Consider the following 21,730-nt stretch of genomic DNA (forward strand, 5'->3'; position numbering starts at 1 on the left):
AATGTCGTCCTGAAGCTATCAGGAGATTAAAGTTAATCACACTCAGCGGTGGTTGGCGCTTCAACTTTCACAAGATGCTTTCGTTGCGTGCCACACTTGCGCTTTTCAAGGGGAGGCAGCGATGCACATTGATTTAAACCAGCCAGAGAACCTCACCATCGCAGCAGTGCGTCAGTTATTGGCCTCGGCCAGTGACGATGTGCATACTCAGTTGCGTGTGACGAAGGCCGGCATTGCCTACATTTCTGCAGGGGTTGTAGGAGGCGTGGATATCGAAAACTTGCTTTTCAGGCTCGAAACCTGGGCCGCCGGTTCCGGATATGTCGGAAACATTGCGGCCAGCGATGAAGTCTGGGTCATGCAGATTTACAACGCGATTAACGACAATTGGCCGAACCCGCCGTTTGATTACATCGATATCTACTAGCGGCTAGCGGCCTGCACACATTTCGTGACGATTAGGCGCGCGTATTGACTCGGTATCCGGGCAAAAATCCGTTTTGTCCCGATTAAACAGGTGTTGTGATCAGGGGCAGTGCAACCTATTTGCGTAAACGCTGTCGCAAAGGTACTGATTATTTATCTTAAAGGAGGCTTCATGTCTTGGAAGCTAGTGTCACTGGGTTCGTTGCTGGCGGTTTTGGCGCTGTCTGGATGCAGCACGCCAGATTCTTCGGCGCAGGAGCCCGCCGGGGAGGCAGGGCATGGCCGTTGCGATGCCCAGTCTGCAGGGTTTGCCATCGGCAAGAAAGCCTCATCAGAGCTCCTGGAGCAGGCGCGTGCCAAGTCTGGCGCGCAGACTGCACGAATCTTGATGCCGAACGATGTGATGACGCTTGAATACCGTTCAGATCGTTTGAACCTGAACGCGGATAACAGCGGGATCATTACCCGGGTCAACTGCGGTTAAGCGCGTATAGCGTTGTTTCAGGCATAAAAAACCCCGTCACATGGACGGGGTTTTTTTGTTCGCGGGAGATTTACTCCGGACGAACCTGTGCAGCTTGCATACCCTTTTGGCCTTTCTCAGCCACGAAGGAAACAGTCTGGCCTTCTTTCAGGCTTTTGAAACCGTCGCTTTCGATAGCTTTGAAGTGTACGAACAGGTCGTCACCGCCACCTTGAGGAGTGATGAAGCCGAAGCCTTTTTCATCGTTGAACCATTTTACGGTGCCGGTTTGGCGATTAGACATGGTGTATCTCCAAGAAACTTATATTTTCAGTAGTACTGTGCTGCTCAGGCCAACTGGGCACACTTGGCTATCATAGTCGAAATGTGCGCTTTGGAACCCCCCCTGAGTGGCAGTTTGCATCATTGTTAGCTTTCGTCTGTCGCCGGGAATGCTTGAAACCCCCATTTCATGGGGGTTTCAAGGCTTAAATCGCTTCAAAAAAAAGCGCAGTGCGATGCATCTTTTTTAAGTAACTGAGGTTTTTTAGCCGTTTTTGCTTGGGTGGAGGCTCAAATTGTTGCGCTGCGAGCGATCTATTTCTTCACCACGCAGCTTTGAATTGCATTCATTGCCTTGGTTCTAAGCTCGGCACTCGGTTGTTTTGTCTTGCTCATCAGTGCTTCGATCTCAGCGCTGGTGAAGTTTTCATTCAGCTTGTTTGCGCCGCACTCGCAATGCTGAGTGGCGGTTTTCTGATCAATGCTTTTGCTGGCTGCAGCCACGCAATCCTTCATGTACTCGTTCTTGGTGCCTGCCGGCCAATTATCGGCATGGGCAGTCAGTGGGAGCAGCAGAGCCAGAGGTGCTGCGAAAGCGAACAGGTGAGTCATGCGCATGTGATGCTCCTTCTTAAGCGTTAAAACCGAGAGTGTTTCACTGAGTATATGAGGGGGTAAGTGCAGCTCAAGTTCACCATTTTGCAAAAAACCGTCGGTTTTTCTGGATGAGGCGCCGGCGGCGGGGCAGGGGGGCTACATCTGTGATAGCATGCCGCCCTTGGCATTTTTCTGTCGATTCGCGGTGTGAGTCGCGAGGCAGAGCCATTAACCTTTTTTGAATTGAACTCCAGTCACTCTGGTTCGGTTTCCGGTTGGCCGCAAGGCTCCTGCCACTGTGAGGCAGGCGTACCGCCGAATCACGTACTGGCTCATCCCAACCCACGTGACCTTTGGTAGGGGTCACCACTAGGAGAGGAGGCGCCATGCCAACTATTACTCTTCCCGACGGCAGTCAACGCTCATTCGATCACCCGGTATCCGTTGCTGAGGTCGCCGCATCCATTGGTGCAGGTCTGGCCAAGGCCACCGTGGCCGGCAAGGTCAACGGCAAGCTGGTTGATGCCTGTGACCTGATCGAAAATGACGCCACGCTGCAAATCATCACGCCCAAGGATGAAGAGGGGCTGGAGATCATTCGCCACTCTTGTGCCCACTTGGTCGGTCATGCGGTCAAGCAGTTGTATCCAACTGCCAAGATGGTGATCGGTCCTGTCATTGACGAAGGCTTTTACTACGATATCGCCTATGAGCGTCCGTTTACTCCGGATGACATGGCGGCTATCGAGCAGCGCATGCAGCAACTGATCGAAAAAGACTACGACGTCATCAAGAAGGTGACGCCACGTGCTGAAGTGATCGAGCTGTTTGCTGCCCGTGGTGAAGACTACAAGCTGCGCCTGGTCGAAGACATGCCGAACGAGCAGGCCATGGGTCTGTACTTCCACGAAGAATACGTCGACATGTGCCGCGGGCCTCACGTCCCGAATACGCGCTTCCTGAAATCGTTCAAGCTGACCAAGTTGTCGGGCGCCTACTGGCGTGGCGATGCCAAGAACGAGCAATTGCAGCGTATCTATGGCACGGCCTGGGCTGATAAAAAGCAGCTGGCAGCTTATGTCCTGCGTATTGAAGAAGCCGAGAAGCGTGATCACCGTAAAATCGGCAAGCGCCTTGGTCTGTTCCACACCCAGGAAGAAGCGCCGGGCATGGTGTTCTGGCATCCGAATGGCTGGACGCTTTACCAGGTCCTTGAGCAATACATGCGCAAGATCCAGCGCGAGAACGGCTATCTTGAGATCAAGACCCCTCAAGTCGTTGACCGTAGCCTGTGGGAAAAGTCCGGGCACTGGGCCAACTACGCTGAAAACATGTTCACCACTGAGTCGGAGAGTCGCGATTACGCGATCAAGCCGATGAACTGCCCTTGCCACGTGCAAGTGTTCAATCAGGGGCTGAAAAGCTACCGTGAACTGCCGATGCGTCTGGCCGAGTTCGGTGCCTGTCACCGTAATGAACCGTCGGGTGCTCTGCACGGCATCATGCGTGTGCGTGCCTTTACCCAGGATGATGCCCATATCTTCTGTACTGAAGAGCAGATGCAGGCGGAGTCGGCAGCGTTCATCAAGCTGACCCTGGATGTCTATGCAGACTTCGGTTTCAAGGATATCGAGCTCAAGCTGTCGACACGTCCCGAGAAGCGTGTGGGTTCTGACGAATTGTGGGATCGTGCCGAAAGTGCGCTTGCCTCCGCCCTTGATAGCGCGGGTCTGGCCTATGACTTGCAGCCGGGCGAAGGTGCCTTTTACGGACCCAAGATTGAATTTTCTCTGAAAGATTGTCTGGGTCGAGTGTGGCAATGTGGTACCTTACAGCTCGATTTCAACCTGCCGATCCGTCTTGGCGCAGAATATGTGTCCGAAGACAACAGCCGCAAGCATCCCGTTATGCTGCACCGTGCGATCCTCGGATCGTTCGAGCGCTTTGTCGGTATTCTGATCGAGCACTATGAAGGTGCATTCCCTGCGTGGCTGGCGCCAACCCAGGCAGTGATCATGAATATCACTGACAAACAGGCAGATTTTGCCCTTGAAGTTGAAAAAACTCTCAATCAGAGCGGATTTCGTGCCAAGTCTGACTTGAGAAATGAAAAGATCGGCTTTAAAATCCGCGAGCATACTTTGCTCAAGGTTCCTTATCTCTTGGTTATCGGAGATCGGGAAGTCGAGATGCAGACTGTCGCTGTGCGTACACGTGAAGGTGCTGACCTGGGCTCGATGCCCGTCGCGCAATTCGCTGAATTCCTCGCACAAGCGGTTTCCCGGCGTGGTCGCCATGATTCGGAGTAATTATTATTAAGCGTGAAATGAGACAAGATAAACGAGCTGCACCGAAGGCCCCGATCAACGAGAATATCTCGGCACGCGAGGTTCGGTTAATTGGAGCTGAAGGCGAGCAGCTTGGGATTGTGTCAATTGAAGACGCGCTTCTTAAAGCTGAAGAGGCCAAACTGGATTTGGTGGAAATTTCCGCTGATGCAGTACCCCCAGTTTGTAAGCTGATGGACTACGGCAAATCGATCTTCGAAAAGAAGAAGCAGATTGCTGCTGCAAAGAAAAACCAGAAACAGATTCAAGTTAAAGAAATCAAGTTTCGTCCAGGGACGGAGGAAGGGGATTACCAGGTAAAACTGCGCAACCTGGTACGTTTCCTGAGTGATGGGGACAGGGCCAAGGTATCGTTAAGATTCCGCGGCCGTGAGATGGCCCACCAGGAGCTGGGTATGGAACTGTTGAAGCGGGTTGAAGGTGACCTGGTTGAATACGGGACCGTCGAACAGCATCCTAAGATGGAAGGACGCCAACTGATTATGGTCATCGCCCCGAAAAAGAAGAAGTAATCACCAGGGCACGGCAGGCCTTGTGGTTATGTTTATCAACTGAATGCGGAGTATCCGAACATGCCAAAGATGAAGACTAAAAGTGGTGCTGCTAAGCGGTTTCTGAAAACTGCTAACGGTATCAAGCACAAACACGCTTTCAAGAGCCACATCCTGACCAAAATGTCGACCAAGCGTAAGCGTCAACTGCGCGGTAGCAGCTTGCTGCATCCGTCTGACGTGGCAAAAGTCGAGCGCATGCTGCGCCTTCGTTAATTTTTGGTTAAGAATAGAGGAAGTAACTCATGGCTCGTGTAAAGCGTGGCGTTGTCGCCCGTAAACGTCACAAAAAAATTCTGAAACTGGCTAAAGGCTACTACGGCGCACGCTCACGCGTATTCCGTGTTGCCAAGCAAGCGGTAATCAAGGCAGGCCAATACGCCTACCGTGACCGTCGTCAGAAAAAACGTCAGTTCCGCGCTCTGTGGATCGCTCGTATCAACGCTGGTGCACGTATCAACGGTCTGTCCTACAGCCGTTTCATCGCCGGCCTGAAAAAAGCTTCCATCGAGATCGACCGTAAGGTTCTGTCTGATCTGGCAGTGAACGAAAAAGCGGCGTTTGCTGCGATTGTCGAGAAAGCTAAAGCCACTCTGGCTTAAGTACCCCCGACAGTTACTTGGGTTCACTTGTGTGGGCCCGGGTGCTAAACGTCATAAATAGGGGAAGAGCCTTCAAGCTCTTCCCCTATTTTGTATCTGGAGTCTGTACATGGAAAACCTGGATGCGCTGGTCTCTCAAGCACTAGAGGCTGTGCAAAGCGCTGAAGATATCAATGCCCTGGAGCAAATCCGGGTTCAATACCTTGGCAAAAAGGGCGAATTGACTCAGGTGATGAAGACCCTGGGGAATTTGCCGGCTGAGGAGCGCCCGCAAGTGGGTGCTCTGATCAACGTTGCCAAGGAGCGTGTTACAGAGGTTCTCAATGCGCGCAAGGCGTTGTTTGAAGAGGCCGACCTGGCCGCCAAACTGTCCGCCGAGTCCATTGACGTGACCCTGCCTGGCCGTGGTCAGACCTCAGGTGGTCTGCATCCGGTTACGCGCACTCTGGAACGTATCGAGCAATTCTTCACCCACATCGGCTACGGCATTGCCGAAGGCCCTGAGGTTGAAGACGATTACCATAACTTTGAAGCGCTCAACATCCCTGGCCATCACCCGGCCCGCTCGATGCATGACACCTTCTACTTCAATGCAAACATGCTGTTGCGCACCCATACCTCGCCGGTACAGGTCCGCACCATGGAATCCAAACAACCTCCGATCCGCATTGTCTGCCCAGGCCGTGTGTACCGTAGTGACTCCGATATTACCCACTCGCCAATGTTTCACCAGGTTGAAGGCTTGTTGGTCGATCGCGATATCAACTTCGCTGACCTGAAAGGGACCATCGAAGAGTTTCTGCGCGTGTTCTTCGAAAAAGAACTGGCAGTGCGTTTCCGTCCTTCGTACTTCCCGTTCACCGAGCCATCCGCTGAAGTGGATATGGAATGCGTGATGTGCAGTGGCAAAGGCTGTCGTGTCTGCAAGCAGACCGGCTGGCTGGAAGTCATGGGCTGCGGGATGGTTCATCCAAACGTGTTGCGGATGTCCGGGATCGATCCGGAAGAGTTCTCGGGCTTTGCCTTTGGCATGGGTGTTGAGCGTCTGGCCATGCTGCGTTACGGCGTGAACGACTTGCGTCTGTTCTTCGACAACGACTTGCGGTTCCTCGCGCAATTTCGCTAGTCGTAACGAATTCTTAGGAGAGCAGGATGAAATTCAGTGAACAATGGCTGCGTGGTTGGGTTAACCCGCAGGTAGGACGTGACGAGCTGGTTGCCCGTCTGTCGATGGCCGGCCTTGAGGTCGATAGCGTTGCACCGGTCGCCGGTGTGTTCAGTGGTGTGGTGGTTGGCGAGGTGTTGAGCACCGAGCAGCATCCCGATGCCGACAAGCTTCGTGTATGCCAGGTCAGCAATGGCTCGGAGACTTTTCAGGTTGTGTGCGGTGCGCCTAACGTGCGTCCCGGCCTGAAGATCCCGTTTGCGATGATTGGTGCCGAGCTGCCGGGCGACTTCAAGATCAAGAAGGCCAAACTGCGTGGCGTCGAGTCCAACGGCATGCTCTGCTCTCAAGCCGAGTTGCAGGTTGGCGAGGGCAATGACGGCCTGATGGAACTGCCGGCAGATGCACCGGTGGGTGAAGACATCCGCGTTTACCTGGCACTTGAAGATGCCAGCATCGAAGTCGATCTGACGCCTAACCGTGGCGACTGCTTGTCGCTGGCTGGCCTGGCGCGTGAAGTCGGTGCCCTGTACGCAGCAGAAGTGACACGTCCCGTCGTGGCTGCTGTGCCGGCCGTGCATGACGAAGTTCGCGCTGTTGAGGTGCTTGCGCCTGCGGCCTGTCCTCGTTATCTGGGGCGTGTGATCCGCAACGTCGACCTGTCCCGTCCAACACCGATGTGGATGGTTGAGCGTCTGCGCCGTGCCGATGTCCGGAGCATTGATGCCGCCGTCGACATCACCAACTACGTGATGCTGGAACTGGGTCAGCCGTTGCACGCATTTGATCTCGCCGAGATCAATGGCGGCATCCGGGTGCGTATGGCCGAAGAGGGCGAAAAGCTGGTATTGCTGGATGGTCAGGAAGTCACTCTGCGTAGCGATACGCTGGTGATTGCCGACCATTCGCGTGCACTGGCCATTGCGGGCGTGATGGGCGGTGAGCACAGCGGCGTGACCGCGACCACTCGCGACATCTTCCTGGAAAGCGCATTCTTCGACCAGATTGTGGTGGCTGGCAAGGCGCGTTCCTATGGCTTGCACACCGATGCTTCGCACCGCTACGAGCGTGGCGTGGACTGGCAATTAGCCCGTGAAGCCATGGAGCGTGCCACTGGCCTGCTGCTGGAAATCACCGGTGGTGAAGCGGGTCCTGTCATTGAGACCGTCAGCGAGCAGTACCTGCCCTCGATCGCGCCGATCACTTTGCGTGCTGCACGCATCAGCCAAATGCTGGGCATGGACATGGACCCGGTTGAAGTCGAGCGTCTGCTCAGCGCTTTGGGCCTGAGCATCAATGCCACCGGGGAAGGGCAGTGGCACGTAGAAGTGCCTAGCCATCGCTTCGATATCAGCCTTGAAGTTGATCTGATCGAAGAACTGGCGCGCCTGTACGGTTACAACCGCTTGCCGGTTCGCTACCCGCAAGCTCGCCTGGCCCCCCAGGCCAAAGCCGAAGCGCGCAGCGACTTGCCTGAACTGCGACGTCTGCTGGTAGCACGTGGTTATCAGGAAGCGATTACTTACAGCTTCATCGATCCCAAGCAGTTCGAGCTGTTCAGCCCGGGCGTGGAGCCTTTGTTGCTGGCCAACCCGATCTCCAGCGACATGGCGGCCATGCGTGCCTCTTTGTGGCCAGGCTTGATCAAATCGCTGCAGCACAACCTTAATCGTCAGCAAGACCGTGTTCGTCTGTTCGAAAGCGGTTTGCGCTTTGTCGGTCAACTGGAAGGCTTGAAGCAAGAGCCGATGCTGGCAGGTGTGGTATGCGGCACCCGTCTGGCTGAAGGCTGGGCGCAAGGTCGCGACGTGGTCGACTTCTTTGACGTCAAGGCTGATGTTGAAGCCGTGCTGGGTTTTGCTGGCGCCCTGGATGCGTTCACATTCGTACCTGGAAAGCACCCGGCGCTGCATCCGGGCCAAACCGCACGTATTGAACGTGATGGTCGCGAAGTGGGTTACGTAGGTGCGATTCACCCTGAGCTTTCGAAAACATTGGGTCTGGATCGTCCCGTGTTTGTGTTCGAGCTGGTTTTGGCGGAAGTCGCGCTCGGAAAAATGCCTAAATTCCACGAGTTATCGCGCTTTCCTGAAGTTCGTCGTGACTTGGCGCTGCTGGTTGATCGCGACGTCGCGGCCAGTGCCGTACTGGATGTTATTCGTGAAAATGCAGGTGAATGGCTCACTGACCTCAGGTTATTTGACGTTTACCAGGGTAAAGGCATTGATCCGCAAAGAAAAAGCCTTGCAGTTGGCTTGACCTGGCAGCATCCATCGCGCACTCTTAATGACGATGAGGTGAATACCACGACACAAAATATCCTCACCTCGCTCGAAAACAGGTTGAACGCCACGTTAAGGAAGTGACGTATGGGGGCTCTGACGAAAGCTGAAATGGCGGAACGTCTTTATGAAGAGCTGGGCCTGAATAAACGCGAAGCCAAAGAACTGGTGGAGTTGTTTTTCGAAGAAATCAGGCACGCTCTAGAAGACAATGAACAGGTTAAATTGTCAGGTTTTGGCAACTTTGATCTGCGTGACAAGCGACAGCGGCCTGGCCGCAATCCGAAAACGGGAGAGGAAATCCCGATCACGGCTCGCCGTGTGGTCACCTTTCGTCCAGGGCAGAAGTTGAAGGCCCGAGTAGAGGCTTATGCTGGAACCAAGTCATAACGACGAGCTCCCGCCGATCCCAGGCAAACGCTACTTCGCCATTGGCGAAGTTAGCGAGCTATGTGGGGTAAAACCTCACGTGCTGCGCTATTGGGAGCAAGAGTTTCCTCAACTCAACCCCGTAAAACGTCGCGGAAACCGCCGGTATTATCAGCGCCAGGATGTGCTGATGATCCGGCAGATACGCGCACTTCTTTATGATCAAGGTTTCACCATCGGAGGGGCGCGCCTGCGGCTTTCCGGTGACGAAGCCAAAGACGACACCACGCAGTACAAGCAACTGATCCGTCAAACGATCTCCGAGCTTGAAGACGTCTTGCTGGTTCTTCGGAAATAATTTTAAGCTTAAAATACTTTCGTATTTCAAATGCTTAGAGTATATTTCTCGACGTCTCAGCAAGTTGTCTTGCAGAGGTAACGCCTAGTCGGGGCGTAGCGCAGTCCGGTAGCGCACTAGCATGGGGTGCTAGGGGTCGAGTGTTCGAATCACTCCGTCCCGACCATATTTTTCAATGAGTTAGCCCAACTTTCGCGAGTTGGGCTTTTTCATGCGTAGGGACTTTTGCGGGGGATCATCCCGTTTTCCTCCTCAAGATGGTCAAAGCTGGTCCTCGCGAGTCAGTCGATGAAGCTTTATTTGCCGCTTCGATCAGTTGCCCAAGCTCTGCGGTAGAATAATGGCTCGTGATGCTTCCGTTCTTATGTCCAAGCAATGCCTTTCGATCTTCCAGTGTCACGCCTGCTGCACGTAGCCTTCTGCCAAAGGTGTGCTTCAGGTCGTGAACCCGGATTGATGCGAAACCCAACAAAGCAGGGCGCAAGTATTTCTCCTGCCACATCTTCGCTGCACGTACCCGCGCTTTCTTCCAAGCCGAATCGTTCATTCGATGCATTCCGGTGCCGTCATAAGGGAACACCCATTCCTTACTCAGGCCGCGCTGCTTCTCGATAACCGACCTGGCTACCCCGTTCAGCACCACCAGACGGTCCTCGCCGTTTTTCACGCCTGAGGTTTCCCGTCTCCCGCCAAAGCCTGCTGGAATCAGAAATACACTGGTATCCAACTCGGGCACATAAATCTCCCAATCCCAACGAAGCTTGCAGACCTCTTGCTCTCGGCAGCCGGTGTTCACCTTGAACATGGCCATGCGTTGCAAGTGAGCTGGAAGCTCAGCAAACAAAACCGATTGCTCTTCCCATGAAAGGGGGTAGGGCTTTCGGCTGTTCGATTTCTCGTCAAGCATGCTGATCATCGGCACCGACTCAAGCCATGGTCGTTTCTCAGCATCCCGCCACTTGCGCGCACACAGATTCAAAATCCTGACGACTCTCTGCAGGGCAATGTTGATTGTCCTGTTCGAGACACCGGGCTTTACCTTGCCAGTCTTTGTCAGCCCCGGCGCTTTTCTGTCTTTAATGAACTGAGCCAATGTCCCATCATCCACATGGGTCACCGGCAGATCACCAAGGTAAGGATCGAGCTGCTCGATGTGGGATGCAGACAAAGCAATCGAGGGCTGATCCTGATACTCCACTAAAAACCGGGTGGTGGCCTCGCGCCAAGTTCTCACCTGGCGCACACCGTAAACCTTTTCCTGCCTGAGCTTCTCAAGCCGGTGAATCAGGTACTGCTCGGCTTCTTCCCTTTCGCACGTTCCAGTGCTTTCTTGAAGTCGTGTACCTCTGACGACTTTGTCGATGTGCCAGATGCCGTTCCTCTCGTAGAGGCCGGAGATCGTTTTTCGCGCCATTTACTTGCTCCCAGGCGCCCACTGCAGGGCGGATTGTTGTCCCGCAACGGGTCTTTTTCAATCGATTTTGTCTTGAGGTAGTTGTCTACCCACTCATCGAGCTCGTATCTATCGAACCCGACGCCCTGTGTACCGATGCGAATTTCTTGCAGATGAGGCCGTACCATCTCTGTGAATGCACCACGCGACATGCCGAGATATGCAGGCGCTTTACCTGCGCGGAGGATTCGAGGCTGGAACTGATCTGCTTGAGCGGCTGCGACGCTAGCCATAGGTCACCCATGCGCCTTGGCGCTTTTCGGAATTAGTTAATGAGTTCTGCTGGGATGCTGACGGTATTGCCGATCCGCACAGCTACGACGGCTCGGCAGACTGCGATTGCGCGCGTCTCTCCGGGCTGACGCTCGCATGGGTCGCGATCTGCTCTTGCGTTGGCCAGCCAGTTGTTGCTCCAGCCTCGTTCAAGCCAGACGTCGTATTTGGCGACCAGGCGCTCCGCCGCTGAGTTGTCAATCTGGCGCGCAAAGGGCAGCTGGAGTTGTTCGGTCTGAAGCTGGCCAGCACCCTCGATTGATTCGATGGCCCAGCACAGTGCTGCTCCGGATAGATTTTCTGTCCGAACCTTGATCGTCGCTATCATGGGAGTTGCTCCACCAGGTCTACCGCTTGAAGTCGGTGCACCGCACGATGACCGTGCTGGCATCTCGATGAATCGGCGGCATGGTCTTGAAGGGAAGGGCGCTGCAATCTCGGCGGGCGTGCCGGCAAGCGCAGCACATGCCGCCTTTGGGGTGATGGGTCATGGTGCGACCTGGTCCAGATGCTCCAAATCCTCATGGGCGATCTTGAATGTTTCGATGTTCTTGACGCGGTAGAACGAGCAGTCGCAGTTCTTGCGGGCCCAGGCATCGAGAAGATCCTCTAGCTCCTGCTTGGCTTCAGCGCTGACGCTTGGAAAATCATCGGCCCACTCGCCAAGGTCGCTTGAGCTCGCGTTGTCGGCCATGGAGTTGATCACTGCGTCTGAATCTACAAACTCAGCGGGATCTGCGTAGTGCATCTCGCCGCGCCGGCATTCGCAGCCGGGGGAAAGCTCTTTGTTTTGGTCTAGGAACGAACACCAGTCGGCTGTCCAGTCTTCGCCATTGATGGAGTAGGCGTATTCGATAACCACTGGAGCGACGGGCACAACAGTTTCTTCAGGCATGACTTCGTCCTTGCCGCTATAGCGGCTGACTTTGAAGGGTGAGGGAGTTGCTATGGGGTGGAGTACAGATGTACTCCTGTCAGGAAATCTGCTGCTGTTCCTGACTTAGCGCTGCCTGGACGGCCTCGACGATGCGACGCAAGTAGGTGAAGTCGTGGTTTTCCTCGACAGCGTGCTCGCCCACCGGGTAATGCCATTCATCGCCGAACAGCTCGGTCAGCAGCTTGCTGTGATGCCAGCATTCGTTGGGCGTCTCTATTTCGCTCAAAACGCTGGCGTCATTCCAAAGCTCACGGGCTTCACCTTTGCTCAACTCGCCCAGCTCCCAGTCGTGGCGCCCGGCCTGCTGCCGACGGCGCTGGACGATGCACTTTTTGGCGAAGGTATGGAGCGCATCACCGCTGAAGCGCGTGCTGCCGATCCCGCGATCTAGGCAGTTCAGGACGTAATCCCAGCCGCACTTCGCGACAAACTCGGCGACGGTCCTCGGCCCCATTCCGCCCCAGTAAGCGTTCCAACTCTTGTCCCAGCAGTTGATCGTGATCTTGCCTTGGGCGGTTTGGTAGTTCGGGTCGGATTCGGTGGGGCAGTCCCGGCGGCCGAAGTCCTCGAGGAACACCGTGATCGGGTCGAGCCTTGGTGCGCCGGTGATGACCAGTTTCGTGACTGTAGAGCGCTCAACCTTCAGCGGCCCGGCGATTACATTTTGAGTGGTCATGCTGCCACCTTCGGCGTGTAGGTCAACGTGCCGTCGAGGATCGCTGCCTTGATGGCTTCAAACTCCCAGGCGTAATACTGCGATTCGACGTAGACGCGCATCTCGCCGTAATCGTGCTTTTTCCGGCGGATGAATGCCTCGGCTGCGTCCTTCGTGAAGTGGCTGTTCACGATCTCCCAGCGCTTGTTCCAGCCGGTGACGGTATGGTCGTCTAGTTCGGCCAGGAACTCCCACTGGTCGTCTTCATCAAGCTCAAGGAAATCGCACTCGTTGCTTTCTTGAGTGGCCCGGTTTATCTCAGCTTGCTCGTCTTCGTCGAGGTCCTCCCAGTATTCAGCCGGGGTGAACCACGATTGATCTTCAAGGCACACGACCAGGCCTTCGGCATAGTCCGGCTCGAAGCCGTAATCGATTCGCTTGGCCTGTACGGTGAACAGGGCGCAGGACGTGTGGTGCCATTTAACGCCTGCACCGTTGCAGTCATGGCGAAGGCGTTCTACGAAGTCGGCCCAGGTTGCTGGATTGAGGTTTGCACCGGCGGCAAGACTTGGCTGCGGCTCGGCCGGTTTGTTTTCTGTGGGCATGGGGCGTCCTATGCCGGGGCATGCCCGGGCGGTGAAGTTTCGAAATGAAGGGTGGGTAAATTTTGTCTACAGGACCTTGGCTGGCACGATCCGTTGCTCCGGCCTCAGCATCTGGCTACCGATAGAGCTGGAGCTGTTCCTAATGAAACGACTGACCGAATGGATAAACCTGATTGCTGCTGTGATTCGTCTGATCAGCGTGATCAGCCGTACGGGCTGGTTTTGATAATGCAGAAAACGCTTTGGTAGGTGATGCGAAGCCTATTTTCGAGGCTCAAAAAGAGACCTAAAAAATAGTGTATTATTAGGCTTCACAAATAACTGGAATTGCTGTATGCAAATCGAAATTAAAGAAGTTGTAGCGAATTACGTTCTCGACCTCTTCGGTCACCCGGTGCAGGCTCGAATCACCAAGGGCATCAACACCTCGGAGAATTATCTCTGGGATATCAGCCATTACTCAATTCACGAAGGATCCAGGTCGAAAAAGCCTTCACCAGTTCCAGCGAAAACTATTGATGCTGCCCTGCAGCAAATAATGGAATACGCAAAAACACACAGCTCTGGATACAGCCCAGAGAAAAACAATAGCTATTAAGTTCACGCGATTAGGCGAAGATATCTATTTGTGCGGCTTTGCACTCGAGTTCACCGTGCGGCAAGCGCGCGAGCTCTTGTCTGGCCGCGGCCACTTCGCCGGTGTGGTGACCATGCTCGGTGTCGATGCTTACCGTTGAGCCGTCCGGCCGGCGAATCGTGCGTGCGCCACGCGGGCCACGCTCAACTGCGTAGCCCAGCCGCCGCCATAGCCCGTTGGGGCTTTCGAACTGTGGGGTCATGTTTATGCCTCAGTCGTGCAAGTGTTCGCGCTTGCCAGTTTCCTGATAGTGCTGATCCTGGATCGCGATCTGTTGGTCAATGGTGAACATCGGATTGCAGGTGGTGCAGTGGCCGGCAATTTTGATCGCCTGATACGAAAGTGAAATCGAGGCGTAGTCTCGGTAGCAGGAGGGGCATTTGACGGCGTCGACGCCGCAGCAAGTTAGCGCATCGTCTTCGTCCTCGTGGTGTTTCTTGCAGATCGGGCATTCGAACAGCTCGGTGATCTCAGGCCGGCAGCACTCCAGAGCGCCATCTTCATCGTCGTGAATTTCTCGGCACGCCCCACATTGGTATAGCGCCCTGATTTTCAGATCCATGGTGTTCTCCAATGCAGGCGAGTGATTATTCGTCGTGACAGATGCGCAGGGCTTCGCGGTTGTAGGCGAGCTCAAGTTTGCGCGACACGTTTTCGGGTATTTCGTAGGTGTGTCGCGGCGGGGCTAGCAGCGGGGCGGACTTTTGAGGCCCTAATTCATGCAGGCGGTGAATCATCAGCGTCATTGCCTCGCCCTGTTCCTCGATGCCGTGCCAGGCCATCAAGTCAGCCAGCGCTTGCCGGGTGCCGGCCATGGCATGCATTCGTAGCTCTTCCTCGCCGCGAGTCCTTCGCCTCGCCGCAGTCTTTGCCGATCGTTCTTTCTGCTGGGCAGCCATGGCCTACCTCTTCAATTCCGCTGGCCGGCAGTACCAGCCATGTTTGACGTTTGCGTTGCTGGATGCGGGCTATGCGTTTCATGCCGCAACCTTTTGCTGGTTCCAGGCACCGACCGCTTCAAAGATCCGCGCTGCGTGATCTTCTTCGAGCGATATCGACTCTGGAATGGCGATCCACCCCGAGGCCACCATCTGGTTTTGGTTGGCTGCGTCTCGCAATTGCTTGTAGCAATGCTCGATCACGTCCTCCAGATGGTCGGAGAGGTAGACGCCATCAGGCGCCACCTCAATGGATTTGCTGTAGCGGTCACCGTGAGCATCAATACAAAGAACGCTGAGGTAGATCGTCCAGCGGTGGGCAATGCCGCACACTGCCTGCCCAATCTTCCCGGGTGCGATGCTCTTCAATGACTTGTAATTGATCATGCCTTGGCGGCCGCTGGGGTCGATGTTCACCACCGCAACGTGGTTGGCGGCCAGCAGTGCTCGGCATGAGCGGTCGATGCGGGCCTTGAGGTTGTGAGGCTTACGCTTACTCATAATTCCTCCGCGAGTCGCCGCAGGATCTTGCGCTCAGACATGGTCGGTGAAATGCGCCGGCGCTTCAGGATGGTTTCAGGATCGATCTTGTCAGAGCGGGCCGGGAACACAGGCTTGAACGCGAAGCTGCGTGCTTTCGTGATCTGTCCGCCAGAATTGAAGAAGGCCGCTTTTGCGGCCTCCAGCTGGGCTTGGCGTTGGGTGCTTGCGAGTATTTGGTTGTCGGTCATGCCGCCTTACTCCGCAGTTTCTCCTCGTACCCGTCCACCAAAAGCTTGAACTGCCAAAGATCGGCTTCGAGCTTTTCGATGTAGTCATCGTCGCGCTTGAATTCCTGCAACCAGAGCTGACGGCCTACAGGCTTCAAAAGCGGGCAGTACATCCCGATATGCCACCACTTGCGCCCCGTGATCCACATGCAGCCTTGCACCTGGTCAATTACTTCGCTGGCGTCGTTGTCGATGTGGAATGCGCGGAGCTTGTCCGGTGCAAGGAAGCACTTGTACTCAGCGCCGCCGTCTTCACCGATGAAACCATCAGCACTGGCACCGAAGACGCCGTCATCAGTCTTAACCAGGCCGACTTGAGTCACGATCAGTCCGGTCCGAATTTCATGTTCCATTCGCGCTTCCGGCTCGAGATCATGGCCGCGTCGCATCTGCCAAGTCTCAAACCCTCCATCAATTGGTGCGCCGCCGATCCGTTCGACGGCCAACTCAAATGCGTAGGTAAGTGCTGCTCCAGATGGCTCGCCAACAGTCTCACCGTCTAGTGCGCGCTGCACGACCTCGGCCTTAGGTCCGGCCTTGTAGCCTGCCAGCGCCATCGCTTGCGTTTCGCCTTTCCCGGCAAGCATGGCGTCGACGTACTTTTTCTGCTGGGCGTTCAGCCCGTTCACTTTTGAGCGGGCGGTGCTGAACATACTGGCTGTTATGACGCCTGCGCGACCTTGCAGCCACTCAGGTGAGCCTTGCGTGCAATTAACGACGATCATTGAGGTGCCTCCAGCTTGGCTTTGTGGACGGTAACAGCGGTCTTCACTGTGGAATACCCGTTGGTGTCACCCGATGCTTGCAAGACTTTCAGGCTTGCCTGCCAGACGTCCTTCAGTTCATCCGGTGTTGTGGTCTGCCCGACACGCTCGAGGATGTCAGCGACAACCTGGGCGCGCATGTCATCCGTATCCGAGCCATCCGATGACTGCCCGTCATCGTCACGGGTCTCGCCTGTGGTGATGTTCAGCAAGGCGCTCATGACGTAGCGCTTGCCGTAAGTGGTGGACGATCCGACCGCCTGCACGTCGTTACGGCCCTTGCCGATATCGACCGGCAGACTCATGGTTGTTTGCTCACGATGGCCGCCGCGGTGCATCAGGATCCCGGTGACCTTGATCACCTTGTCCTCGGTTTCAACCTTGAAGGTGATGGCGAAGCCGTGTCGCTGCATGATCGGCTTCAGCGTGTGGGTGATGTGATCCAGCGTGGCGTACGAGTTACCGGTATGCAGGTTTACTGCCCCTTCGAACACCGTAGGGATGTTGCACTGCATTTCGGCCATGGCAGAGTTGAATTCCTGCTCAGCGGTCTTGGCCTGCATGCGTTCATGCATCGCCAGAAGGCGTTCCATCTTCTCGATGTCGCAGGAAGGATCTGCGGCAGCACGACTGATGACTGCCATGATGCTGTTGTCCGTTGAGATCGGCGCCACCGCTTGGCGCCGCTGCTCTGGAACTATGATTTGGCCGGTCATACTGGCTACCTCAGAATTGAATTGTGATATTTGGGACTTCGCGGCGGGCGATCTTCAGGACGATGGCCTTGGCCAGCTCCTCAGTGATATTCATTGACATCAACGCTTCCTTCGCGGCGCCCATGATCTTCACCTTGTGTGCTTGGTCTGCTTCACGAAGCTTCTGCTGCCGATGAGCTTCTTCAGTCTCGGCGGTCTGCCGGGAGAGCTCAGCCAATCGAGCCTGTTCTACAGCTTCTTCCTGACGACGTTCGGCAGCGATTCGCTCTTGCTCGGCGCGCTGCTCGGCGGCCAACCGGCTGGCTTCTGCCTGGGCCGCTGCCGTGCGTGCTTGTTCGGCTTGCAGTTCCAGCTGCATACGCTGGCGTTCGGCGGCGGCCTCTGCGTCGAGTGCTGCCTGTGCAGTTGCACGCTGCGCGGCGGCGGCTTGGTCGATCAGTTCCTGTTCCCGGCGGGAGGCTGCGTCGCGCTCGGCCTGGGCCTGCTGTTCGGCTTGGAGTCGGACCTGTTCGGCGGCAGCCCGGGCAATCTCTGCATCTCGGTCGCGCTGGGCCTGTGCTTCGGCTTCGGCGCGCAGCCGTACCAGTTCCGCCTGCTCGGCCTCGTACTGGGTGCGCTCTGTCAGCAGGGCGCGCAGCTTGACCAAAGTCTGATCCTTCACCTGAGCGGCTTCGGCAAGGAACTCTTCCCAGCTGTCATCCATAGGCACCATTTCAAGGGCTGCAATGACCTGGTTGACCGTGGATGCTGCAGGTATACCTTCGAAAACCAGAGTGTCCTTAATGTCCTGGATGCCATCGACGTGCTTGTCGGTTCTGGCCAGTTCAGCCTGTTCCCAGTCTGTCAGCGGCTTGCGAGTGGCATCGCGCAGGGCGTCCATTTTGGTGACGAATTCGCGTAACTCAGCCTCGATGACCTTCGGCATTTCTTTGAGGCGTTTCAGGTAATCGCGGCCGGGTTTCTCTACAGCGGACTTGGACTTGCTCACCTTGGCAGCCAGAGAGGCAATACGCTCGCGACCTTTGCGGGTGGAGAGGTCAGGCACTTCAGCGGTGACTTCGGTTGTCACCGCTTCGAGGAAGCGACCAAGGCCGCCGGCTACGTAAATGGCTGGGGCGTTATCGGCGCTGATGTCGTCGATGGTGATGAGCTGCTGTTCTGTGGACATGGGGTTCCTTGCGCCATGCCGTTAACGGGGCGCTGTGCGTTTGATGTTGTTTGTGGGATATTTCGAGGAGTTAGGATCAGGAGGATCAAGAAGTGCGAAAGACAAAAATTATCACGGCGCCAAGACCAAGCTCAGGCAGTTACGGAGCCACAATAAAGAACACAGGGCTCAGCCAGCGGGAAACTCTGGAAGAGATAATGATCAATTTGGGGACCGCGCTTGGGGTAAAGGAAATACATAAAGCCTTGACGGCTCGGGATAGCTACATTTACGAGGTCAAACTTCCTGGCTTTGGAAGCTTTCAAAGCGCTTCGAATACGATTCTTGAGCTTTCGAGAGCCGTTGTCAGAAAAGCTAATTCGTAAGTCGATCAACGAAGGCGCTGAGCAACATCAGGACGGTAAAGACGGCGAGGGCAGGGAATGAGCCCCGCCAGAGCGCGAAGCGGCGTTGGCGTTGATCAGATGTCATGCCGCGTGCTCTCGGCGTTCGAATCGATCAGCCGCTGCGTCTGCCGCGATCTCTTCGGCACGGGCCTGGCCGTAATCGTTCGCCCAAGGCCGTATCAAGGCATCAGCTACATCGTGCAGTGCTGTCGGATGATGCTTTGCCTTGGGTGCGCCCAGCGCCAAACAAGCCAAGTCATAGGCCTTTCCATATTCAGAGCGCCCGCCGGCAACGACCTCGCAGATCATCTGCTCGATGGGGTATTCGCGGTTGTCAGTCAACAGAGGGGCAACGTGCTCTTGCGCGCCAAGATGCTCAGCCAGCGCTTCATACAGAGACTGCGGTGTAACCAGGGCAACCGACTTGCCATAAGGGCGAGGCGACGTAACGTTATCGCCGCAAATCAGAGTGTTGATTGCATCGTGAAGCCAGTCGGGGCCTTCGACGGTATCAAGAAAGTCAGGCATGGCAGCTACTCCTGCTCAAGTTTGCGTGCAAAGGTGCAGGCGGCGTTATGGTCGCGGCGGAAGCCCTTAACCTTGTTGGTGCGAGAATCGACGATGTGGAAGAACTCGCCGCTCACTGGGATTACCCGGTAACGCGGGGCGTTCTTAGGAGGTGTGGAGCCGACCAGTCCGAGGTGAAGCGCGACGGACATATTGCGGCGCTTGTGCATGGCGAGCGCTACATCGCAGTAAGCGCGGTTACTTTGGTTCATGGTCGCCTCCAGGGCGTAAACCGCATTAGTCAGATGCCAGGCACGGGCGACCAAACCCAGCCGTGAGACTGGCCTGGCACCTGCTAGTGCGGTCTTTATGGTTTAAGGGGGAGGGTGCCGGTTACGCTGTCCGGCTCCTGCGCTCTGTGTGGCCGAAGCCAGGTCGAACAGGACGGTGTGGAGATGCAGGTGGGCGGTTATAGGCCGCAGTTTCGTCCGCATCGGGGTGTGATCTACGCGAGGTCGTCACCTCTGGCTTTGCCTGCCGCCGCGCTTTGTCGACGGTGCTCAGTGGCTGGTCTGATTACGAGTCAGGTGCCTTGCTCCGCTGTAGATCACACCCCGATGCGCTCTCATAGAGAGGGTCGGTAAATCTCACTCTTCACACGCTTCCACGCGCCGTCCAAAAGTCCACACCGGAACAGCCACACAAACCAGAAGCACAATGACAATGCTGATGCAGGTGATTGGTAGCCATCCCATGGGGAGCTCCTCGGTTGTTTTCCCAATGCACCCGGGTTACCAGGTGCATCAGTGAAAAATTCCGTTCTCTTGCACAGGCCAACGTTCGCTTTCACGTCAACTCCCATCAGACCATTGGCCGTCCAGTCATCACGCGCTTCTCCAGCGCGCCCTCCGAATGAGGTCTCCTGTGCCCAGCGCCGACATAAGGTCGAATCGCTGCCTACCGTTACGCGGTAGGTCTGCTGGCTATGCATCGGCCAGCTCGGCGTCCATCAGGTTGTTAAAGAGCGGGTCGCTGCGGTGTGTTGCTGCGACGGGTGTAAATTAGCAACTGCTAAACTACAGCGCAATAGCAAATGCTAAATAATTTGCATCGCCCACAAAAAAGCCCGCTCAATGGCGGGCTTCGGTATGACTTTACGGGTCTTAGCTTGGAGCGGGCTACTTATAGGACAGCTCACCAAAAATAGAGTGGTTAACACTTAGCTGCTTTAAGACCTCTACAGCTTCATGTTTTTCCTCAAATGGGCCCATAACCACAACTGCTCCATCTGGTTTCGAGCAGGGATGACCGCTCGCGACTACTAAGGCTTGTGTTGTTTCGAATTCAGTGCCCGGTCTGCAGGGTATGCGAACGGACCAGCCTGTAATTGGGATCTTCCGGGTCGTCGCCTCAACGTCCGCGCCACAGTGTTTACACTTGATTGCGGCATTCTTGATAGTTTCAGCACACAGAGGGCAGGGCCGAGTATCCATCTCGACTGGCGCGGAAGTGGTAGAGACTGACACCTTGCCGCCAAAAATCAGCATTATGATGCCCGCCAAGGCAATCATTCCGCCCACAATCGTATGTACCTGGCGATCAGCCATAAACCCAAGGTTGTTGACTCTTCCCATGCCGGTCGATACAGACACATCCATGCTCAGCGCAAATATCACCCAGCAGATGCCTGCGATCAGAGCAAAAATTCCGAAGCCTTTCATTGGTTCCCTCCCGTAATTAAGACCGAACTTTATCATTCGTGACGTATATCAACCATGTACGGATGCTGATCTTGCGAGCTGTTCACTCAGTGAAATACAGGCAGGGAAGACCTGCATTATTTTGCTATACTGTGTATATGTACAGGTTTTTGTGGTTTGAAAAAATGTGAGGGCTTTTGAATGGATGATTGCGTTATGATGGCATCAGCCCAGGGAGGGGGGATCTATGCTAGGTAAGCCTACTCGAGTGCTTTTAGCGCTCACCGCGATTGCACCGGTTTCGGTTTCGCTGGCATACGTTTTTGGCGCGCGAAAGGGGGAGTGGCTGCTTTCTGTGCTAGCCATCTGCGCATGCCTAATCCTTGGAATTATATCTAGCTGGATTATCACTGAAGCTTCAGCTCGGTTTGAGCGGCTTCCTGTTGTAATCAAAAAGGTCAAGAGTGCTGACAAAGAAGTCGTAGGGTTTTTTGTAGCATATGCACTTCCTTTGATATTTAAGGGGAATGCTGGGCTGGACTTGGGTGCTTGGATGCTTGCGGGGGCGATGCTGATATTTGTCTTGTGGACAACTCATGCTTTGCATGTAAATCCTGTGCTGGGTCTTCTTGGTTTTCACTTTTATGAAGTTGAGACTCAAGAGGGTGTAACGTATCTGATGTTAACTAAAAGAACAATTAATAACGTTTCCAGTATTAAAAACGTAGTTCAACTTACGGAGTACGGAATATTGGAAGCCAAAACCTAAGGAAGACAA

At 55.2% G+C, this 21,730-nt stretch carries 31 protein-coding genes and 1 tRNA gene; 14 read left to right on the top strand and 18 right to left on the bottom strand.

Annotated features, from left to right (window positions below; translation table 11 throughout):
• Positions 1–121: 121 nt before the first annotated feature.
• Together AWM69_RS20040 and AWM69_RS20045 are read left to right on the top strand one after the other, a co-directional pair.
• Complete coding sequence (locus AWM69_RS20040) at positions 122–427, top strand: hypothetical protein (protein WP_131654409.1); 306 nt, start codon at positions 122–124, stop codon at positions 425–427.
• A 171-nt stretch (positions 428–598) separates the two neighbouring features.
• Positions 599–910 carry an I78 family peptidase inhibitor gene (locus AWM69_RS20045; RefSeq protein ID WP_131654408.1) on the top strand — a complete coding sequence of 104 codons (312 nt, stop codon included), beginning with the start codon at positions 599–601 and terminating at the stop codon, positions 908–910.
• A gap of 70 nt (positions 911–980) precedes the next feature.
• Here AWM69_RS20045 and AWM69_RS20050 read toward each other — a convergent pair whose 3' ends face one another.
• Complete coding sequence (locus AWM69_RS20050) at positions 981–1,193, bottom strand: cold-shock protein (RefSeq protein WP_003179963.1); 213 nt, start codon at positions 1,191–1,193, stop codon at positions 981–983.
• Between the two features lie 293 nt (positions 1,194–1,486).
• Entirely contained in the window at positions 1,487–1,789 is a 303-nt protein-coding gene (locus AWM69_RS20055) for a hypothetical protein (protein WP_218728125.1), read from the bottom strand.
• A gap of 365 nt (positions 1,790–2,154) precedes the next feature.
• On the opposite strand from AWM69_RS20055, the gene thrS reads away from it, so the two are divergent.
• The 9 genes from thrS to AWM69_RS20100 all read left to right on the top strand — a co-directional run bounded on the left by thrS (position 2,155) and on the right by AWM69_RS20100 (position 9,609).
• On the top strand, positions 2,155–4,077 hold the full coding sequence (gene thrS / locus AWM69_RS20060) for a threonine--tRNA ligase (RefSeq protein WP_048383160.1): 1,923 nt from the start codon (positions 2,155–2,157) through the stop codon (positions 4,075–4,077).
• Positions 4,077–4,628, top strand: a complete 552-nt coding sequence (infC, locus tag AWM69_RS20065) for a translation initiation factor IF-3 (protein WP_172601058.1) — start codon at positions 4,077–4,079, stop codon at positions 4,626–4,628. Before thrS ends, infC begins: the two co-directional genes overlap by 1 nt.
• Before the next feature lie 60 nt (positions 4,629–4,688).
• Positions 4,689–4,883, top strand: a complete 195-nt coding sequence (gene rpmI / locus AWM69_RS20070) for a 50S ribosomal protein L35 (protein ID WP_002553160.1) — start codon at positions 4,689–4,691, stop codon at positions 4,881–4,883.
• 29 nt (positions 4,884–4,912) lie between these two features.
• Complete coding sequence (gene rplT, locus AWM69_RS20075; RefSeq protein WP_003442184.1) at positions 4,913–5,269, top strand: 50S ribosomal protein L20; 357 nt, start codon at positions 4,913–4,915, stop codon at positions 5,267–5,269.
• A gap of 109 nt (positions 5,270–5,378) precedes the next feature.
• Positions 5,379–6,395 (top strand): phenylalanine--tRNA ligase subunit alpha, encoded by a 1,017-nt coding sequence (gene pheS, locus AWM69_RS20080; protein WP_048383162.1) that lies wholly within the window; start codon positions 5,379–5,381, stop codon positions 6,393–6,395.
• A 26-nt stretch (positions 6,396–6,421) separates the two neighbouring features.
• Positions 6,422–8,800 (top strand): phenylalanine--tRNA ligase subunit beta, encoded by a 2,379-nt coding sequence (gene pheT / locus AWM69_RS20085; protein ID WP_218728126.1) that lies wholly within the window; start codon positions 6,422–6,424, stop codon positions 8,798–8,800.
• A gap of 3 nt (positions 8,801–8,803) precedes the next feature.
• Positions 8,804–9,106: an integration host factor subunit alpha gene (gene ihfA / locus AWM69_RS20090; RefSeq protein ID WP_002553164.1), complete on the top strand. Its 303-nt coding sequence runs from the start codon at positions 8,804–8,806 to the stop codon at positions 9,104–9,106.
• Positions 9,087–9,443 carry a MerR family transcriptional regulator gene (locus AWM69_RS20095; protein ID WP_048383164.1) on the top strand — a complete coding sequence of 119 codons (357 nt, stop codon included), beginning with the start codon at positions 9,087–9,089 and terminating at the stop codon, positions 9,441–9,443. The genes ihfA and AWM69_RS20095 overlap by 20 nt, the downstream gene beginning before the upstream one ends.
• Positions 9,444–9,532: 89 nt before the next feature.
• Positions 9,533–9,609, top strand: a tRNA-Pro gene (locus AWM69_RS20100).
• A gap of 69 nt (positions 9,610–9,678) precedes the next feature.
• On the opposite strand, the gene AWM69_RS20105 is transcribed toward AWM69_RS20100, so the two are convergent.
• The 5 genes from AWM69_RS20105 to AWM69_RS20125 all read right to left on the bottom strand — a co-directional run bounded on the left by AWM69_RS20105 (position 9,679) and on the right by AWM69_RS20125 (position 13,366).
• Complete coding sequence (locus AWM69_RS20105; RefSeq protein WP_218728127.1) at positions 9,679–10,857, bottom strand: tyrosine-type recombinase/integrase; 1,179 nt, start codon at positions 10,855–10,857, stop codon at positions 9,679–9,681.
• Between the two features lie 304 nt (positions 10,858–11,161).
• On the bottom strand, positions 11,162–11,497 hold the full coding sequence (locus AWM69_RS20110) for a hypothetical protein (RefSeq protein ID WP_218728128.1): 336 nt from the start codon (positions 11,495–11,497) through the stop codon (positions 11,162–11,164).
• A gap of 159 nt (positions 11,498–11,656) precedes the next feature.
• The gene (locus AWM69_RS20115; RefSeq protein ID WP_218728129.1) at positions 11,657–12,064 is read right to left on the bottom strand and encodes a hypothetical protein; all 408 of its coding nucleotides are present in this window, start codon (positions 12,062–12,064) and stop codon (positions 11,657–11,659) included.
• A gap of 79 nt (positions 12,065–12,143) precedes the next feature.
• Positions 12,144–12,782 carry a hypothetical protein gene (locus AWM69_RS20120; RefSeq protein ID WP_218728130.1) on the bottom strand — a complete coding sequence of 213 codons (639 nt, stop codon included), beginning with the start codon at positions 12,780–12,782 and terminating at the stop codon, positions 12,144–12,146.
• Positions 12,779–13,366, bottom strand: coding sequence for a hypothetical protein (locus AWM69_RS20125; protein WP_218728131.1), 588 nt, complete (start codon positions 13,364–13,366; stop codon positions 12,779–12,781). Before AWM69_RS20125 ends, AWM69_RS20120 begins: the two co-directional genes overlap by 4 nt.
• A gap of 10 nt (positions 13,367–13,376) precedes the next feature.
• Here AWM69_RS20125 and AWM69_RS20130 point away from each other — a divergent pair, with 10 nt between their 5' ends.
• Together AWM69_RS20130 and AWM69_RS20135 are read left to right on the top strand one after the other, a co-directional pair.
• Positions 13,377–13,592: a hypothetical protein gene (locus AWM69_RS20130; protein ID WP_218728133.1), complete on the top strand. Its 216-nt coding sequence runs from the start codon at positions 13,377–13,379 to the stop codon at positions 13,590–13,592.
• A 108-nt stretch (positions 13,593–13,700) separates the two neighbouring features.
• Complete coding sequence (locus AWM69_RS20135) at positions 13,701–13,964, top strand: hypothetical protein (RefSeq protein ID WP_218728135.1); 264 nt, start codon at positions 13,701–13,703, stop codon at positions 13,962–13,964.
• 10 nt (positions 13,965–13,974) lie between these two features.
• Here the strand turns inward: AWM69_RS20135 and AWM69_RS20140 are convergent, their stop codons facing one another.
• From AWM69_RS20140 to AWM69_RS20190, 11 genes are all read right to left on the bottom strand, one after another.
• A complete protein-coding gene (locus tag AWM69_RS20140) occupies positions 13,975–14,205 on the bottom strand; it encodes a hypothetical protein (RefSeq protein ID WP_218728137.1) in 231 nt (76 codons plus the stop codon).
• A gap of 9 nt (positions 14,206–14,214) precedes the next feature.
• The gene (locus tag AWM69_RS20145) at positions 14,215–14,565 is read right to left on the bottom strand and encodes a hypothetical protein (protein ID WP_218728138.1); all 351 of its coding nucleotides are present in this window, start codon (positions 14,563–14,565) and stop codon (positions 14,215–14,217) included.
• Between the two features lie 25 nt (positions 14,566–14,590).
• Positions 14,591–14,902, bottom strand: coding sequence for a hypothetical protein (locus tag AWM69_RS20150; protein WP_218728139.1), 312 nt, complete (start codon positions 14,900–14,902; stop codon positions 14,591–14,593).
• Positions 14,903–14,980: 78 nt separating this feature from the next.
• Entirely contained in the window at positions 14,981–15,442 is a 462-nt protein-coding gene (locus tag AWM69_RS20155) for a hypothetical protein (RefSeq protein WP_218728140.1), read from the bottom strand.
• Positions 15,439–15,672 (bottom strand): hypothetical protein, encoded by a 234-nt coding sequence (locus tag AWM69_RS20160; protein WP_218728141.1) that lies wholly within the window; start codon positions 15,670–15,672, stop codon positions 15,439–15,441. Before AWM69_RS20160 ends, AWM69_RS20155 begins: the two co-directional genes overlap by 4 nt.
• Entirely contained in the window at positions 15,669–16,436 is a 768-nt protein-coding gene (locus tag AWM69_RS20165; protein WP_218728142.1) for a lambda exonuclease family protein, read from the bottom strand. Before AWM69_RS20165 ends, AWM69_RS20160 begins: the two co-directional genes overlap by 4 nt.
• On the bottom strand, positions 16,433–17,191 hold the full coding sequence (locus AWM69_RS20170; RefSeq protein ID WP_218728143.1) for an ERF family protein: 759 nt from the start codon (positions 17,189–17,191) through the stop codon (positions 16,433–16,435). Before AWM69_RS20170 ends, AWM69_RS20165 begins: the two co-directional genes overlap by 4 nt.
• Positions 17,192–17,201: 10 nt before the next feature.
• Positions 17,202–18,359: a hypothetical protein gene (locus tag AWM69_RS20175; protein ID WP_218728144.1), complete on the bottom strand. Its 1,158-nt coding sequence runs from the start codon at positions 18,357–18,359 to the stop codon at positions 17,202–17,204.
• Positions 18,360–18,826: 467 nt separating this feature from the next.
• Positions 18,827–19,273, bottom strand: coding sequence for a hypothetical protein (locus tag AWM69_RS20180; protein ID WP_218728145.1), 447 nt, complete (start codon positions 19,271–19,273; stop codon positions 18,827–18,829).
• 5 nt (positions 19,274–19,278) lie between these two features.
• On the bottom strand, positions 19,279–19,524 hold the full coding sequence (locus tag AWM69_RS20185; RefSeq protein WP_218728146.1) for a hypothetical protein: 246 nt from the start codon (positions 19,522–19,524) through the stop codon (positions 19,279–19,281).
• 906 nt (positions 19,525–20,430) lie between these two features.
• Positions 20,431–20,973, bottom strand: a complete 543-nt coding sequence (locus AWM69_RS20190; RefSeq protein ID WP_218728147.1) for a hypothetical protein — start codon at positions 20,971–20,973, stop codon at positions 20,431–20,433.
• Positions 20,974–21,199: 226 nt separating this feature from the next.
• On the opposite strand from AWM69_RS20190, the gene AWM69_RS20195 reads away from it, so the two are divergent.
• Positions 21,200–21,721, top strand: a complete 522-nt coding sequence (locus tag AWM69_RS20195; protein WP_218728149.1) for a hypothetical protein — start codon at positions 21,200–21,202, stop codon at positions 21,719–21,721.
• Positions 21,722–21,730 lie beyond the last annotated feature (9 nt).

The sequence above is a fragment of the Pseudomonas sp. D1HM genome (assembly GCF_019266105.1).
GTDB lineage: Bacteria > Pseudomonadota > Gammaproteobacteria > Pseudomonadales > Pseudomonadaceae > Aquipseudomonas > Aquipseudomonas taetrolens.

Excerpts from the sequence above, each read along its gene's own strand:
- AWM69_RS20185 (WP_218728146.1), bottom strand. The coding sequence starts at position 19,524 with ATGAACCAAAGTAACCGCGCTTACTGCGATGTAGCGCTCGCCATGCAC.
- AWM69_RS20175 (WP_218728144.1), bottom strand. The coding sequence starts at position 18,359 with ATGTCCACAGAACAGCAGCTCATCACCATCGACGACATCAGCGCCGAT.
- AWM69_RS20125 (WP_218728131.1), bottom strand. The coding sequence starts at position 13,366 with ATGCCCACAGAAAACAAACCGGCCGAGCCGCAGCCAAGTCTTGCCGCC.
- AWM69_RS20180 (WP_218728145.1), bottom strand. The coding sequence starts at position 19,273 with ATGCCTGACTTTCTTGATACCGTCGAAGGCCCCGACTGGCTTCACGAT.
- AWM69_RS20160 (WP_218728141.1), bottom strand. The coding sequence starts at position 15,672 with ATGACCGACAACCAAATACTCGCAAGCACCCAACGCCAAGCCCAGCTG.
- rpmI (WP_002553160.1), top strand. The coding sequence starts at position 4,689 with ATGCCAAAGATGAAGACTAAAAGTGGTGCTGCTAAGCGGTTTCTGAAA.
- ihfA (WP_002553164.1), top strand. The coding sequence starts at position 8,804 with ATGGGGGCTCTGACGAAAGCTGAAATGGCGGAACGTCTTTATGAAGAG.
- AWM69_RS20140 (WP_218728137.1), bottom strand. The coding sequence starts at position 14,205 with ATGACCCCACAGTTCGAAAGCCCCAACGGGCTATGGCGGCGGCTGGGC.
- AWM69_RS20120 (WP_218728130.1), bottom strand. The coding sequence starts at position 12,782 with ATGACCACTCAAAATGTAATCGCCGGGCCGCTGAAGGTTGAGCGCTCT.
- AWM69_RS20110 (WP_218728128.1), bottom strand. The coding sequence starts at position 11,497 with ATGATAGCGACGATCAAGGTTCGGACAGAAAATCTATCCGGAGCAGCA.
- AWM69_RS20165 (WP_218728142.1), bottom strand. The coding sequence starts at position 16,436 with ATGATCGTCGTTAATTGCACGCAAGGCTCACCTGAGTGGCTGCAAGGT.
- thrS (WP_048383160.1), top strand. The coding sequence starts at position 2,155 with ATGCCAACTATTACTCTTCCCGACGGCAGTCAACGCTCATTCGATCAC.
- AWM69_RS20155 (WP_218728140.1), bottom strand. The coding sequence starts at position 15,442 with ATGAGTAAGCGTAAGCCTCACAACCTCAAGGCCCGCATCGACCGCTCA.
- pheS (WP_048383162.1), top strand. The coding sequence starts at position 5,379 with ATGGAAAACCTGGATGCGCTGGTCTCTCAAGCACTAGAGGCTGTGCAA.
- AWM69_RS20190 (WP_218728147.1), bottom strand. The coding sequence starts at position 20,973 with ATGAAAGGCTTCGGAATTTTTGCTCTGATCGCAGGCATCTGCTGGGTG.
- AWM69_RS20195 (WP_218728149.1), top strand. The coding sequence starts at position 21,200 with ATGCTAGGTAAGCCTACTCGAGTGCTTTTAGCGCTCACCGCGATTGCA.
- AWM69_RS20130 (WP_218728133.1), top strand. The coding sequence starts at position 13,377 with ATGCCGGGGCATGCCCGGGCGGTGAAGTTTCGAAATGAAGGGTGGGTA.
- AWM69_RS20150 (WP_218728139.1), bottom strand. The coding sequence starts at position 14,902 with ATGGCTGCCCAGCAGAAAGAACGATCGGCAAAGACTGCGGCGAGGCGA.
- AWM69_RS20170 (WP_218728143.1), bottom strand. The coding sequence starts at position 17,191 with ATGACCGGCCAAATCATAGTTCCAGAGCAGCGGCGCCAAGCGGTGGCG.
- AWM69_RS20115 (WP_218728129.1), bottom strand. The coding sequence starts at position 12,064 with ATGCCTGAAGAAACTGTTGTGCCCGTCGCTCCAGTGGTTATCGAATAC.
- AWM69_RS20055 (WP_218728125.1), bottom strand. The coding sequence starts at position 1,789 with ATGCGCATGACTCACCTGTTCGCTTTCGCAGCACCTCTGGCTCTGCTG.
- AWM69_RS20045 (WP_131654408.1), top strand. The coding sequence starts at position 599 with ATGTCTTGGAAGCTAGTGTCACTGGGTTCGTTGCTGGCGGTTTTGGCG.
- AWM69_RS20050 (WP_003179963.1), bottom strand. The coding sequence starts at position 1,193 with ATGTCTAATCGCCAAACCGGCACCGTAAAATGGTTCAACGATGAAAAA.
- rplT (WP_003442184.1), top strand. The coding sequence starts at position 4,913 with ATGGCTCGTGTAAAGCGTGGCGTTGTCGCCCGTAAACGTCACAAAAAA.
- AWM69_RS20145 (WP_218728138.1), bottom strand. The coding sequence starts at position 14,565 with ATGGATCTGAAAATCAGGGCGCTATACCAATGTGGGGCGTGCCGAGAA.
- pheT (WP_218728126.1), top strand. The coding sequence starts at position 6,422 with ATGAAATTCAGTGAACAATGGCTGCGTGGTTGGGTTAACCCGCAGGTA.
- AWM69_RS20095 (WP_048383164.1), top strand. The coding sequence starts at position 9,087 with ATGCTGGAACCAAGTCATAACGACGAGCTCCCGCCGATCCCAGGCAAA.
- AWM69_RS20040 (WP_131654409.1), top strand. The coding sequence starts at position 122 with ATGCACATTGATTTAAACCAGCCAGAGAACCTCACCATCGCAGCAGTG.
- AWM69_RS20135 (WP_218728135.1), top strand. The coding sequence starts at position 13,701 with ATGCAAATCGAAATTAAAGAAGTTGTAGCGAATTACGTTCTCGACCTC.
- AWM69_RS20105 (WP_218728127.1), bottom strand. The coding sequence starts at position 10,857 with ATGGCGCGAAAAACGATCTCCGGCCTCTACGAGAGGAACGGCATCTGG.